This is a genomic window from Abyssisolibacter sp. ZYX002 (genome assembly GCF_056892235.1).
Genome location: NZ_JARMXH010000005.1, coordinates 175,446 through 190,898, shown reverse-complemented (window position 1 = coordinate 190,898; position 15,453 = coordinate 175,446). Strand labels below are relative to the sequence as shown.

Genomic DNA, 15,453 nt, shown 5'->3' with positions numbered 1-15,453 from the left:
AATATGAGAAAAGAGTTTTTACCAATAAGTAAAAAAGATATGAAAAAACTAAATATAGAAGAATTAGACTTTATACTAGTAAATGGTGATGCTTATGTAGATCATCCAAGCTTTGGAGGAGCTATTATATCAAGGGTACTTGAATCAGTAGGGTATAAAGTTGGAGTTATATCACAGCCTAATTGGAAGAGAATTGATGATTTTAAAAAATTAGGCAAACCAAGACTTGGATTCTTAGTAACTGGTGGCAATATAGATCCTATGGTTAACCATTACACAGTCAATAAAAAGCGTAGAAGAAAGGATTCATATTCTCCTGGGGGAAAGATAGGATGTAGGCCAGATAGAGCTACTATAGTGTACTGCAATATGATAAAACAAGCGTATAAGGATATTCCTATAATAATAGGAGGTATAGAAGCTAGTCTTAGAAGATTTGCACATTATGATTATTGGAGTAATAGTGTAAGACGCAGTATATTACTAGATAGTAGAGCAGATTTGCTCATATATGGGATGGGTGAAAAAGCCATAATGGAAATTGCAGAATGTTTAAATTCTGGCATGGATGTAAAGTATATAAGACATATCGCTGGAACATGCTTTTTGCTTAAAGACTTAGATGAGATATATGATTACAAATTAGTTCCATCTTATAAGGATGTAGCTAATAACAAAAAAGACTATGCCAAAGCATTTAAGATACAACACGAAGAGCAAGATCCGATAAGAGGAACGTCGTTAGTTCAAAGGCACAATGACAAGTATTTAGTGCAGAATCCACCTACGATGGTATTGTCACCTGATGAACTAGATTGGGTATATTCGTTGCCATATACAAGAAAATATCATCCTATATACAAAGAGCCAGTACCAGCGATAGAAGAAGTTAAGTTCAGTATAGCTAGCTCTAGAGGTTGTTATGGTGGGTGTTCATTTTGTGCGTTAACATTTCATCAGGGAAGAATCGTCAGAGGGAGGAGTCAAGACTCCATAATAAGAGAAGCTAAATTAATTACAGAGGAAGAAGATTTTAAGGGATACATTCATGATGTAGGGGGACCTACAGCGAATTTTAGAGAACCTGCATGTGAAAAACAGCTCAGCAAAGGTGCTTGTAAGAATAAGCAGTGTTTATTTCCTAAACCATGTAAAAATTTAAAGGTGTCGCATACAGAGTATACAGAGCTATTGACAAAGCTTAGAAAGCTAGAGGGAGTAAAAAAAGTGTTCGTGAGATCAGGGCTTAGATATGATTATATAATGGCAGATAAAGATGATGATTTTTTACACAATCTATGTAAACATCATGTTAGTGGTCAACTGAAAGTAGCCCCAGAGCATATTGCAGATGAAGTATTAGAGCTTATGGGTAAACCAAAAAAAGAAGTGTTTGATAGGTTTTCAAAAAAATACTTTGAAATAAACAAAAAAATAGGAAAAGAGCAGTATTTGATACCTTATTTGATGTCAAGTCATCCGGGAAGTACGCTAAAATCAGCTATAAAATTAGCAGAATATCTAAGAGACATACACTATCAACCAGAACAAGTGCAGGATTTTTATCCAACACCAGGTACATTATCAACTACTATGTTTTATACAGGAGTAGATCCTAGAAGTGGTAAAAGTGTATATGTGCCAAAAGATAAAGAGGAAAAAGCTATGCAAAGAGCGTTGCTTCAGTTTAGCAATCCTAAAAATTATGATTTAGTTTTTAAAGCACTGACATTAGCTAAAAGAAGTGACCTAATAGGCTATGATAGAAAGTGCCTTATTAAACCCAAAAAACATAAGTCACCTACAAAAATAAGGCGAAGAAAATGATTAATTTGTACAAATAATACAATGAAATATAGTAAGTGTTACTTGATTGGGATATTTATTATTTTTAATTTTATAAATATCCCAATACCTATTACAATTGGTAAAATCACCTGAAATAAGAGTGCATAGTAGCGATATGTACTAAAGGCCCATTCAAACATATCATGAGTATCTGGGTATATAAAATAAGCTAAGTTCAAAATCATTAAACCGCTAGGTGCTACAGCAATTTTATAATCCTGTAATTTAAATATATGAACAATCCCTGAACTCATGCCTATAGTACATAAACATATTTTAATAAATCCACTAATTAAAATATTCATAGTAACCATTACTTCTATTCTTTCTATAAAACCAGCGATTTTTATTTTATTACTAGCACTGTATGTAGGAAAGAGTATTTCATTATAGCTATCTCCTATCAAAGATATTTCAAAGAAAGTTACAGAAATAAGAAAAATCCCTGACAGTAATAATGCCCATAAAAATATTTTATAAGACGATTTAGGGTTCAAAAATACTGGACTAACAATAAGTACAATGACTAATTCAGCGAAAGGAAAAGTGAATATACTAAAAGCACTGTTAAGTACAGGTCTAATGCCATTATATAAAACAGGGCGAATATGGTTTAAATCCATACTAGGCGACGCTAAAGAAACAGCTGTGATTGCAACAATAGTTACAAAAACAGCACCCAACCTAGACCACCTGCATAATGTTTCGATACCACTTTTAGCTCCCCAAATGCATAATAAAGTAATAAATGCCATAGTCACGATGATGGGAGTTTTATTAAAAGAAACTACTCTAATAAAATCACCAAAGTTTCTAATAACTAATGATGCTAGATGAAATGAATACCACACATATAATAGACTTATTATTTTTCCAATATATTTACCAAAAACATATTCAATAATATCAAATAGATTTTTCTCAGGAAAAGCACGAAGTAACTTCGCGTAAAGCATAAGAATAGGGAAAGATAATACCATTGCTATACCTATAGACAACCAAGTATCAGCACCAGAGGTACTATCAGTTCCTATCAAAGTAGTACTTCCCAAGACGAAAAGTAACAATAGACTTATCACTTGCTTGTTAGGAATAAATTGCTTAATCATGATGTTTCACCTCTGATAGTAGAGTAATATCGGTTTATATTTAGTTATATTATGCCCAAAGGTTGTTAAAGTAATTTAAAAATTTAATAATATGTCATACTAAGTAGGTAGAACTATTAAAGAAAAAAATTATATAACATAGCTATTATTATCAATAAATTTATGTTAATCTTATTAGGTATAGTAGGATTAATTTTAAAGAAGCATAATGGAGGAGGAACCAATATGGACTATAATAAAGAAAGTTTAAGAGTTCATGAAGAAAATAAGGGGAAATTAGAAGTTATATCAAAAGTTAAGCTAGAAAATAAAGATGATTTAAGCATAGCATATACTCCGGGAGTAGCAGAGCCGTGTAGAGAGATACATAAAAACGAGAAAGATGTATATAAATATACAAGTAAAGGTAATTTGGTTGCGGTAGTTACAGATGGTAGTGCTGTTTTAGGATTAGGCGATATTGGGCCGAAGGCAGCATTACCTGTTATGGAAGGTAAAGCAGTACTATTTAAAGAGTTTGCAGGTGTTGATGCGATACCTATTTGTTTGGATACTCAATCTGTAAATGATATTGTGAATATTGTAAAAGCTATGTCTCCAACATTTGGAGGAATTAATTTAGAAGACATATCCGCGCCTAGATGTATAGAAATAGAGAAAAAGTTAAAAGAACAATTAGATATACCAGTATTTCATGACGATCAACACGGTACTGCTATAGTTGTTACGGCTGCTTTGATAAATGCATTAAAGCTAGTAAAAAAAGAAATAAACCAGATTAAAACAGTAGTAAACGGCGCTGGTGCAGCAGGGAGTGCTATAGTTAAAATGCTTTTAACTTTAGGAGTAAAAGATATAATAGTTTGCGATAGAAAGGGTATCCTATATAAAGGAGCAGAGTCTAATGATTGGAGTAAAGAAGAGTTAGCAGGTCTAACAAATAAGCAAGGGATAAAAGGAGATTTAAGGCTTGCTATGGAAAATGCAGATGTATTTATAGGTGTCTCAGCAGCAAATGTAGTTGATGAAGATATGGTAAAGAGCATGAATCAAGATGCTATAGTTTTTGCTATGGCTAATCCAAATCCAGAGATTATTCCAGAACTTGCGTTAAAAGCAGGAGCGCGAGTTGCAGGTTCGGGCAGATCTGACTATATAAATCAAGTAAATAACGTTTTAGCATTTCCAGGGATATTTAGAGGCGCTCTTGATGTTAGAGCAACTGATATAAACGAAGAGATGAAGTTAGCTGCAGCGTATGCAATAGCGAGTATAATAAGTGAAGATGAGTTAAAAGAAGACTATATTATACCAAACCCATTAGATAAGAGAGTAGCAAATAAAGTGGCAAAAGAAGTTGCACAGGCAGCTATACGTAGTAATGTTACAATATAAACACATGCTTTAAAGAAGGAGTCTGTAAGATGAAATCCGACAAATACAAAACCACTATAATAGCCTTGTTTATCATCATGATAATATTTTTTATGGTAGAATATTTTCATTTAATTGATATATTGTCTTTTGAGAATTTTAAAAGCAATAGAGAAAATTTTAGAAGTTTAGCAAATAAGCATTATATAACAGCTGTCTTAATGTATATGAGCATTTTTATTTTGATATCTTTTGGTATACCAATATCAGCGTTAGTGATATTGTTTGGTGGTTTTTTATTTGGGTGGTACAATGGTTTTATATATTCAGTAATAGGGATAACAATAGGATCGGTACCAGCATATCTATTTTCCAAGTACATTATAGGTAATTGGATAGATGAAAAATTTGGACATAGGATAAAGCCCATACAAGACGAAATAAATAAAAATAAAATTAGTTATTTGATTTCCGTTAGGTTTATCCCTTCATTTCCATTGTTTGTAGTGAATTTCGTAGCAGGCATATCTAATATTTCATTATTTACATTAGTAACTACAACCTTTATTGGTATGTTACCATATTGTTTGGTGTACTCATATGCAGGTAGCAATATAGGTAACATAAATTCTCCAAAAGAAGTCATGTCTCCAAGGATGCTAGCAATATTTGTAGTGCTTACAATTATAGCATTCCTACCTGTAATAGCCAGTAAGGTTAAAAAGACACACCCAAATAGTAATAAAATTAATGAAGATACATAGAGAAAGGTCAAAAACATAATGGTTAAATTATAAAATGGTTTTTGGGACTGTTTTATTTTTTTATAACAACATACAATGAATTGCATTTTTCCAATAATTATTATGCTCCATGATAAAAATAGAGGGCAATTATATTATAATAAAGGAGGAGTAAAGATGACACTGTCTAGATTTGTAAGGTGTGATGATAATACAATAAAAGGACATACTTATCCTGAAACTATTATCCAAAATTTTTACTGTGTTGGCTGAAAGAAATATAAAAGTTAATATAATTAATAATATAAAACGGCTATAGGTCGTTTATTTATTTTCATCAAGAGATAAAAATAAGAACAGTTTTTTACATATTTCTCATAATTAGAATGGTATAGTTATATTGTAAACAAAACGATAAAGGAGGGTTACGTATGACATTATCCAAATTTGAAAACTACAAACCATTAGGGGGTTATATCTGTCCACCGATAGTTATAGCTTATCCTGAATGCGGTCCTAGTGAAAACTATGCATATCCACCAGAACTTTAAGTTTTAAAAATGTAATATAAATTATTTAGATAAAAGTTAGGGGCTGTCAAGAAATAGCCCTTAATTTTATAAAGACAAGCAAAAATTTATCATAGATTATTTTAAGTATTATATTTATGTACTTTTACGAATACAATTATAATATCTCAAATTTTCAGTAAAAAACTTATATAGTTGTCAAATGGGGGAATAAAAATGATTTCTAAAATGAAACTTGTTTGCTTAGTAATATTTTTTATGCTTGTAATAGTTATACTTGCATATTTTTTTGTTTCCAACAATATTACCTTTGAAGATTTTAGAGAAAATAGAGATATAATTAAAGATATAGTGCGGCAGCATCATTATTCTTGTTTGATTATAATACTTATTGGTTATGTATTAAGTGCATTTGGTATACCAATAACCCCTTTGTTAACCATATTTACTGGATTTTTATTTGGCTGGATATTGGGTGTAATATATTCAATAACAAGTATAACAATAGGCGGGGTACTGACCTTTATTTTTACTAGATACATGATAGGTGATTACATATGGAATAAATACAAGAATAGGATAGAGCAGATAAATAGCCATATAGAAGAAGATGTTCTTAGGTATTTCATATCACTTAGATTGATTCCTTTTCTTCCTATTTGCATATTAAATTATGCAGGAGGGTTGTCAGGTATATCATTAGAAGAGTTTACAATAAGCACAGTAATTGGAAAACTGCCTTATTGTATTGTCTATGCTTTAGCAGGTGATAATATAATGGATATAGACAATGCTAGTGGTGTTTATTCTATTAAAACAATAGTCATGTTTATTTTTTTAGCAATTATAGCATTAGCTCCAATCTTATATAACAACAAATATTTTAAAGAGCGAAGTAAAGATAAAATAAATAAATGTATAAAGATTATAAAAAAATAGACGTTTTTTAGACGGCTCTTTATTATAATATAATTAAATTTTATTATTATAAAATTAAGGGAGGAATCTTATGAAAAATATTGATATTTCTAATGCTATGGATGTAAGCTTAGAGAGTATTTTTAGCGAATTACCGAAAATGCCTAAATTTGCGGAAGGTATCCGTAGAGCACCGAAAAGAGAATTTACACTTACAAAAGCAGAGACAGAGTTAGCGCTAAAAAATGCGCTAAGATATATACCAGAGAAATGGCACGAAGAATTGGCACCGGAGTTTTTAGATGAGCTTTTAACAACAGGAAGAATATACGGTTATAGATTCAGACCAGAGGGAAATATAAAAGGTAAATCAATAGATGAGTACAAAGGAAAGACAGTAGAAGGTAGAGCGTTTCAAGTAATGATAGACAATAATCTAGATTTTGAGATAGCACTCTATCCATATGAATTAGTTACTTACGGAGAAACAGGACAAGTATGTCAAAACTGGATGCAGTACCATATAATAAATAAATATTTAGAAGTTATGACATCAGATCAAACACTTGTTGTAGAGTCAGGAAATCCACTAGGACTATTTAAATCTACAGTAGAAGCACCAAGAGTTATCATAACAAATGCATTAATGATCGGTATGTTTGATAATCAGGAAGATTGGCATAGAGCTATGGCGTTAGGAGTAGCAAACTATGGCCAAATGACAGCTGGTGGATGGATGTATATAGGACCACAAGGTATAGTACATGGAACATATAGCACTATACTTAATGCAGGAAGAGATAAATTAGGTATTTCTGAAGATAGTGATTTAAGAGGAAAACTATTTGTAACTTCAGGCCTTGGTGGAATGAGTGGAGCTCAAGGAAAGGCAGTAGAGATCGCAAATGGAGTAGGTATAATAGCAGAGGTTGACTACTCTAGAATAGAGACAAGATACAATCAAGGATGGGTAAGTAAAATCGCAAAAACTCCAAAGGAAGCATTTGATGTAGCTAAAGAATATCAAGAAAAAGAAGAAACTATAGCTATAGCTTTCTATGGTAATATCGTAGATTTACTTGAATATGCAGTTAAAAACGATGTGAAGATAGATTTATTGTCTGATCAAACATCATGTCATGCAGTTTATGATGGTGGGTATTGTCCTATAGGATTATCGTTCGAAGAAAGAACTGAAATGCTTGGCAATAATAAAGCTAAATTTATAGAGCTAGTAAATGAAACATTAAAGAAGCATTACGAAATGATAGTAGAGCTTGATAAAAAAGGAACTTATTTCTTTGATTATGGTAATAGCTTTATGAAAGCAGTATATGATGCAGGAGTAAATGAAATATGTAAAAATGGAAGAAATGAAATAGATGGATTTGTATTTCCATCGTATGTTGAAGATATATTGGGGCCATTATTATTTGACTATGGTTATGGACCTTTCAGATGGGTTTGTTTAAGTGGAAAAAGAGAAGATTTACTAAAAACAGATAAGGCTGCTATGGATTGTATAGATCCAAATAGAAGATTCCAAGACAGAGATAACTGGATTTGGATAAAAGATGCAGATAAAAACAAACTTGTAGTAGGTACGCAAGCAAGGATACTATATCAAGATGCCTTTGGTAGATTAAATATAGCACTAAAGTTCAATGATATGGTAAGAAGAGGAGAAATAGGCCCAGTTATGCTAGGTAGAGATCATCATGATACAGGTGGTACAGATTCTCCATTTAGAGAGACATCTAATATTAAAGATGGTAGTAACATAATGGCTGACATGGCTACACAGTGTTTCGCAGGAAATGCAGCAAGAGGAATGAGTTTGATAGCACTTCACAATGGTGGCGGAGTAGGTATCGGAAAATCAATAAATGGTGGATTCGGTATGGTGTTAGATGGAAGCGATAGATGTGATGATATATTAAAGAGAGCAATGCTATGGGATGTTATGGGCGGAGTTGCTAGACGTTCCTGGGCAAGAAATGAAAACTCAATAAAAACGTGTATAGAATACAATGACGTTAGAAAAGGAAATGATCATATAAGTATACCATTTATACCTAATGAAGATCTAATAAAGAAATTAGTAGATGAAAAATACAATAAATAATATTTTAATAAGCCATATTTTGAGGAGGAGAAAAAATGTCTAGTTTAAAAAGAATAGTAGAATGTGTGCCTAACTTTAGTGAAGGTAGAGATTTAGATAAAATAGAAAAAATAGTAGATGCTTTTAGAGGTAAAAAAGGAGTTAAGTTACTTGACTATAGCAATGATGAGGACCATAATAGATGTGTTGTAACAGTGGTTGGAGAGCCAGAAGAATTAAAAGCTGCAGTAGTAGAAGCTATAGGAAAAGCAGTAGAATTGATTGATATGAATGTACATGAAGGACAGCACCCAAGAATGGGAGCGACAGATGTAGTGCCATTTATACCAATCAAAAACGTGACAATGGATGAAGCAATAGAGCTTTCAAAAGAGGTAGCTAAAGAAGTTTCAGAGAAATACAATTTACCAATTTTCTTATATGAAAAATCAGCATCATCTAAAGATAGAGAGAATCTAGCTAAAGTTAGAAAAGGTCAGTACGAGGGAATGAAAGAAAAATTACAACAGCCAGAGTGGAAACCTGATTTTGGTCCGGAAAACGTTCATCCAACAGCAGGAGTAACAGCAATAGGGGCTAGAATGCCGTTGATTGCATATAACGTTAACTTAAATACTTCAGATTTAGAGATCGCAACAAAGATAGCTAAGAAAGTTAGACATATAGGTGGAGGATTAAGGTTCTGTAAAGCTATGGGAGTTGAACTAAAAGAAAGAGGAATTACTCAAGTATCAATGAATTTGACAGATTACACAAAGACTACAATATACAGTGCTTTTGAGCTTATAAAAGTAGAAGCTAGAAGATACGGAGTAAATGTTGTAGGTAGTGAAGTGATAGGATTAGTGCCTATGCAATCACTAATAGATTGTGCTGAGTATTATCTTGGAATAGAAGATTTCTCTACAGATCAAGTATTAGAAGCCAAGTTATAATTATTACCAGAGAGGTGATTTTGTGAAAGGTAGTATTTTAATTAAAAATGCTAGTGAGCTAGTTACATGTCATGGGTATGAGCCAAAAGCGGGAAAAGATATGTCAGATTTACACATTATAAAAAATGGAGCAGTGGTTATAGAAGATGGCATAATAAAAGCAGTAGGCAAGACAGATGACATATTAAAAGAATATGATGAGAATAAATACACAGTTATAGATGCTTATAATAAAGCTGTATTGCCAGGTTTCGTAGATTCTCATACACACTTTGTATTTGGTGGATATAGAGCAGAAGAGTTTTCATGGAGAATTGAAGGCGTAAGTTATATGGATATCATGAACAGAGGTGGAGGTATAGTAAACTCTGTAGAGGGAACAAAGAAAGCTACAAAACAAGAGTTAATAGAGCTAGGGAAGAAGAGATTAGATTCCATGCTTTCATTTGGAGTAACAAGCGTAGAAGGAAAGAGTGGATATGGATTAGACTTTGATACAGAGATTAAGCAACTTGAAGTTATGGAGGAATTAAACAAGATTCATCCAATGGATATATATACAACGTTTTTAGGGGCACATGCTGTTCCAAAGAACTATAAGGGCAGAACTGATGAATTTATAGATTACATCATTGAGGAAGTTATGCCAGTTGTAGCAGAAAAAAAACTTGCTGAGTTCTGTGATGTGTTTTGCGAGAAGAATGTTTTTTCTATAGAACAGTCAAGAAAACTACTCTTAGAAGCTAGAAAGCTTGGAATGAAACTAAAACTTCATGCTGATGAGATCGTACAGCTTGGAGGTTCAGAGTTAGCAGCAGAGTTAAACGCTATTTCAGCAGATCATCTACTGCAAGCTTCAGATGAGGGAATCAAAGCTATGGCAAAGGCTAAAGTAATCACCACATTACTACCAGCTACAGCATTTAGTCTTAAAGAAGACTTTGCTAGAGGAAGGTATATGATAGATAATGGATGTGCTGTAGCGTTAGCGAGTGATCTAAATCCGGGTAGTTGTTTTACAGAGTCTATACCGTTAATTTTTGCATTAGCAACGCTTTATATGAACATGAGTGTAGAAGAAGCCATAACAGCACTTACTATAAACGGGGCAGCAGCAGTTGATAAAGCAGATATTATAGGTAGTATTGACGTAGGTAAAAAAGGAGATGTAATTATTCTAGAGCATCCATCATATAAGTTTATACCTTATCATATAGGCGTAAGTGTAGTTGAGAAAGTTATAAAAGGTGGAATGCTTGTATTTGATAAAGCTTAGATTATAGATTAGAAGGAGTTGATAAAATGCTTGTAGATTTAAATATAAAGAATTTTTTAGCTGAGACAGCTTCAAATTCACCAGCTCCTGGAGGGGGAAGTATATCAGCACTTAGTGGAGCTATAGCAGTTAGTCTAGGAGAAATGGTTGCTAACTTAACAGTAGGCAAGAAAAATTATGAAGCTGTTGACGGAGAAATGAAAGAAATACTATCAGCAGGAGAAGAAGCTAGAAAGGCTCTAACAGATGGAGTAGATAAAGACACAGAAGCATTCAATGTTGTAATGTCAGCATTCAAGCTTCCAAAGTCAACAGATGAAGAAAAAGAGATAAGAAAAAATAAGATTCAAGATGCTATGAAAAATGCAGCATTAGTGCCATTAGAGACTGCTAAAAAAAGCTTTGAATTCATGAAATATATCAAACTAGCTGTAGAGAAAGGTAATAAAAACGCAGTTACCGATAGTGCAGTTGCAGCAATGATGGCAAGAACAGCAGTACTAGGAGCACTATACAACGTAAAGATTAATTTAACATCAATCAAAGATGAATCATTTAGAGATGATTTAAGTAATCAAGTAAAACAACTTGAAAAAGGTGCTATAGAAATGGAAAAAGATATACTCAAGTTAGTTGATGAAAATCTATAATCTATATAAAGATTAGACAATAAATCCCTAAGATTAAGGATGTGCCTTGATTTTAGGGATTTTTAATTTGATAAAATATGGTTTGTTATGATATGATGTGGATGGTTTTGTAAAATAGCATAAATTAGTAAAACATTAGACTTATACAAGGAATTTATACAGAAATGTAGAATATATTAGATAGTAAATTTACAAAATCAAATACATAAAGGTGAAGAATGGGAGTAAATATGAACTTACAGAAAAGTACCATAAAAGCAGACTACAAATTTATAAGCATAGCACTGATAATATATACAGTTATATGGACTATAATTGAGAATACAAAAGGGAATGTTACAAATCCTACCAATCAAACATATTATGCAGTTTGTTTGATGTTTATAGTCATAGTGTCATCTCAATTGATAACGAACTATCTATCTTGTTTTTGCTTCAAAAAACATAAAAAAGAAGGATACAAAAGTCTTTTTAGGATCAAAAGAATTTCTATAAAACAGTTAATGCTTGGTATAGTGATTTTTATATCATTTAATGGAATTTCACTATTTCTACTTCAAATGCAAGATCTTGTATTGCGCAATTTTGGAGTTAAATTTGTAATGAACAACTATCCAATAGCTGATAATTTATTAACTCTGACAATATTAGTATTAACAGCAGGAGTACTTATACCTATAGGAGAGGAATTATTTTTTAGGGGGTTGCTTTTGAAGGGTAATGAAAGTATAAGTATTACTTTCTCAATAACGATATCTGCATTCTTTTTTGCAATATGTCACAACAATCCATATAGATTAACAACACTATTTTTATTTGGCATATTGTGCGGTGTGATGGTCTATTATACAGGATCAATTATTATAGGTGTTGTAATACATATTTTAAATAATACAGTTTTCGAAGTGGTATCTTATATAAATGGTAAAGAAGTAATGGCTAAACAGTATGGAGATATTACAAATACACCTTATAGTATTTTGAATAATTATTATTTCTTATTTATACTGTTTATTGCTTGTACAATAATATGTCTATTGTCACTTAGAAGATTAAAGAAAATATCAGTAATAGAAGTTAATACTAATAAGCTAGATATAAACCAAAGAAAGAAAGCTAAAACAAGTGTTATTGCATCACTGGCGATTTGCTTTGTAATATATTTATTGAAGGTATTATAGAACGAATAAATTATATCCAAAAGCCATGAAGATATTTCTTCACGGTTTTGGAGTTTATTGCATCTGTTGGTGTGACTTCCAAAAATAATTTGGGGATTATTAGTGAGTGATCTATGAAAATAGATACTCTTTGGAGCTGACCGACAGATGCTTTATAATGTCTTTATCAGCCAGTTTATATTCCAGTTTTCTTCATTTGAGGATAGTCTTTTATTTATATCCTTAAGTAGTATATTTCTAAATTATGATGATAGAATTATACTATTAAAGCTACGATTCTTTAAAACTTGTAGTGTTTAACCAAAACTTAGAAGATGTTTTTTCAGATAAAGACGGTAGTTTATACTAACAAAAACGATGTGGGCTATTTTATCCCTTGTTATATATTTACTCTAAAATTTTATTATTATCAGTTTTATAGTCTAATCAAAAACTTCTCTTATATATGAAAACGTACCACGGTTAGCACCTAGAGTTGTTTCCATAGTATTAATGAAAGCATCTACTAATTTAAGCCTTTTACTTTCGCTAAAATCAAATAATCCTTTATCGAAAAAAAATGTAGCAGAAACAAGTAAAAATTCGACGGTCTCCGTAGGGTATAAAGTAGTAAACATCTTTTTTTTAATTCCCTGCTCAATAACGCTAACCAAAATTGGTGTAATATGTTTAACTATTTCAACTAATATTTTTTGATGCATCAAAGCATTGCTTGTTTGATGTAGTTGGTCTATCATGTGCTTCTTAACTTCAGATGGTGGGTTTAGTGACAATATAATATTAAGAATTTTTTCGTGTATAGAGAGTGTATCATCACTAGCTACCTTTTCTGCTTTTGCTACTTTAGTTGAAACAAAACGCATGACTACAGCATTCAAAACGTCTTCTTTCGATTTGAAATAATGATAAAAAGTCCCTTTAGCTATATTGAGCTCGTGTAATATATCATTTATAGTTGTTTTTTGATAACCGTTAGTTATGAAAAGCGTTAGAGTAGCATCTAAAATTTCATTTTTTCGTTCATTATGTTTCTTGTATACTCTCAATTAGTCACCTCCAAATTAGACCGACGGTCGGTTTAAATTCATTATATTAAATTCTTAACGAAGTGTCAACACTAAAGAATTTAAAGTTTATAATCAATTGTATATATCATAAAGTTAAACAATTTATCATGGAACTTTGATAAATATGATGTAGTTTTCTAAATTACAATATTTCGGCAATTTTAAAAGCGTACTGAGTGGTACGGTGAAAAAGTGTGGATATATTGTAATTAGAAGGATATAATATAGTTATTAATTTTCTGTGAATAATTTAGGTTATGGTTAAAAATAAAGAAGTGTTTAAAAAAACACATATAATATGTTATACTTATCATTAAGATATATACATATGTTGTAGAGTTACATATGTTCATGGAGGGATTTTATGAAAAAGAATATTGTGAGACCTGATATTTTACCCGGATTTATGGAGTTACTACCTAGGGATCAGATATTGTTTAATAACATGTTAGACATTATAAAGAAAAACTACGAAAGTTTCGGATTTTTACCAATAGACACACCTATAATCGAAAAATCAGAAGTACTATTAGCTAAGGCTGGAGGCGAGACTGAAAAACAAATATACAGATTTGAAAAAGGAAAGAATGATTTATCACTAAGATTTGATTTAACAGTACCATTAGCTAGATATGTTGCAAAGCACCAGTCAGAGTTATCATTTCCATTTAAAAGATATCAAATAGGTAAAGTATATAGAGGAGAAAAGCCGCAAAAGGGAAGATATAGAGAATTTTACCAATGTGATATAGATATAATAGGTAGCGAAAAACTGAGTCTAATTAATGATGCAGAGATACCAGCAGTTATATATTCGATATTTAAAGAGCTAGACCTTGGTAAATTTACTATAAAACTGAATAACAGAAAGATATTGAATGGTATTTATGAAGAGTATGGAATAGAGAATAAAGCAGAAGTAATGAGAGTAATAGATAAGCTTGAAAAGATAGGCGAGGAGAAGGTAGAAAAAGAACTATTAGACATGAACTTATCAAACAATACAGTTAAAAAACTATTAGATTTTATAATGATAAAAGGAACAAACAATGAAATATTGGGTAAATTAAAAGCTTTGAAAGTGCAAAATGAATTGTTCAACAACGGATTAAAAGAAATTGAGGATGTTGTCAAATATATTAGAGCATTCGGGGTAGATGAAGATAGCTTTACTATTGATTTGACAATAGCTAGAGGTCTTGATTACTATACAGGAACAGTATATGAAACTTTCTTAGACGATTACCCAAAGATTGGTAGTATGTGTTCGGGAGGTAGATACGATAATCTAGCGGGATACTATACAAAATCAAAACTTCCAGGAGTTGGAGTTGCTATAGGATTAACTAGGTTATTTTATCAATTACAGCAGGCAGAGCTTATAAAAAATAGTAATGATGTGCTTATTAAAGCATTAATCGTAACATTTGACGAAAAAGATATGAACTATGCTATTAACGTATCTAACCAGTTAAGAGAAAACGACATAGTTACTCAAGTCTATTGTGAAAACAAGAAAATCAATAAAAAATTTGATTACGCAAACAAGTTAAACATCCCTTATGTTATAATAATAGGTGATGATGAAGTCAAAGATAAAAAGGTTTCTATCAAGTGCATGGAAACAGGCGAGCAAAAGACAGTTGCTCTTAGCGAAGCTATAGAGATATTAACTGTTTAAAAGAGATATTACTAAA

Annotated in this window: 12 protein-coding genes; 10 read left to right on the top strand and 2 right to left on the bottom strand. The window is 31.5% G+C overall.

Annotation, left to right across the window (positions count from 1 at the left end; genetic code table 11):
- Positions 1-3 precede the first annotated feature (3 nt).
- Positions 4-1,827, top strand: coding sequence for a YgiQ family radical SAM protein (locus tag P3X86_RS15340; protein ID WP_483293593.1), 1,824 nt, complete (start codon positions 4-6; stop codon positions 1,825-1,827).
- A 38-nt stretch (positions 1,828-1,865) separates the two neighbouring features.
- On the opposite strand, the gene P3X86_RS15335 is transcribed toward P3X86_RS15340, so the two are convergent.
- Positions 1,866-2,957: a GerAB/ArcD/ProY family transporter gene (locus tag P3X86_RS15335; protein WP_483293592.1), complete on the bottom strand. Its 1,092-nt coding sequence runs from the start codon at positions 2,955-2,957 to the stop codon at positions 1,866-1,868.
- 225 nt (positions 2,958-3,182) lie between these two features.
- Here P3X86_RS15335 and P3X86_RS15330 point away from each other — a divergent pair, with 225 nt between their 5' ends.
- The 8 genes from P3X86_RS15330 to P3X86_RS15295 all read left to right on the top strand — a co-directional run bounded on the left by P3X86_RS15330 (position 3,183) and on the right by P3X86_RS15295 (position 12,689).
- Positions 3,183-4,352: an NAD(P)-dependent malic enzyme gene (locus P3X86_RS15330; RefSeq protein ID WP_483293591.1), complete on the top strand. Its 1,170-nt coding sequence runs from the start codon at positions 3,183-3,185 to the stop codon at positions 4,350-4,352.
- 29 nt (positions 4,353-4,381) lie between these two features.
- Complete coding sequence (locus P3X86_RS15325; protein WP_483293590.1) at positions 4,382-5,095, top strand: TVP38/TMEM64 family protein; 714 nt, start codon at positions 4,382-4,384, stop codon at positions 5,093-5,095.
- Positions 5,096-5,820: 725 nt separating this feature from the next.
- Entirely contained in the window at positions 5,821-6,543 is a 723-nt protein-coding gene (locus P3X86_RS15320; RefSeq protein ID WP_483293589.1) for a TVP38/TMEM64 family protein, read from the top strand.
- Between the two features lie 70 nt (positions 6,544-6,613).
- Entirely contained in the window at positions 6,614-8,647 is a 2,034-nt protein-coding gene (locus P3X86_RS15315; RefSeq protein WP_483293588.1) for a urocanate hydratase, read from the top strand.
- Positions 8,648-8,682: 35 nt separating this feature from the next.
- Positions 8,683-9,582 (top strand): glutamate formimidoyltransferase, encoded by a 900-nt coding sequence (ftcD, locus tag P3X86_RS15310; RefSeq protein ID WP_483293587.1) that lies wholly within the window; start codon positions 8,683-8,685, stop codon positions 9,580-9,582.
- A 22-nt stretch (positions 9,583-9,604) separates the two neighbouring features.
- Positions 9,605-10,858, top strand: coding sequence for an imidazolonepropionase (hutI, locus tag P3X86_RS15305; RefSeq protein ID WP_483293586.1), 1,254 nt, complete (start codon positions 9,605-9,607; stop codon positions 10,856-10,858).
- A gap of 26 nt (positions 10,859-10,884) precedes the next feature.
- A complete protein-coding gene (locus P3X86_RS15300) occupies positions 10,885-11,508 on the top strand; it encodes a cyclodeaminase/cyclohydrolase family protein (RefSeq protein WP_483293585.1) in 624 nt (207 codons plus the stop codon).
- A gap of 230 nt (positions 11,509-11,738) precedes the next feature.
- Positions 11,739-12,689, top strand: coding sequence for a CPBP family intramembrane glutamic endopeptidase (locus P3X86_RS15295; RefSeq protein WP_483293584.1), 951 nt, complete (start codon positions 11,739-11,741; stop codon positions 12,687-12,689).
- A 422-nt stretch (positions 12,690-13,111) separates the two neighbouring features.
- On the opposite strand, the gene P3X86_RS15290 is transcribed toward P3X86_RS15295, so the two are convergent.
- Complete coding sequence (locus P3X86_RS15290; protein ID WP_483293583.1) at positions 13,112-13,735, bottom strand: TetR/AcrR family transcriptional regulator; 624 nt, start codon at positions 13,733-13,735, stop codon at positions 13,112-13,114.
- A 385-nt stretch (positions 13,736-14,120) separates the two neighbouring features.
- Here P3X86_RS15290 and hisS point away from each other — a divergent pair, with 385 nt between their 5' ends.
- Positions 14,121-15,437, top strand: coding sequence for a histidine--tRNA ligase (gene hisS, locus P3X86_RS15285; RefSeq protein ID WP_483293582.1), 1,317 nt, complete (start codon positions 14,121-14,123; stop codon positions 15,435-15,437).
- Positions 15,438-15,453: the final 16 nt, after the last annotated feature.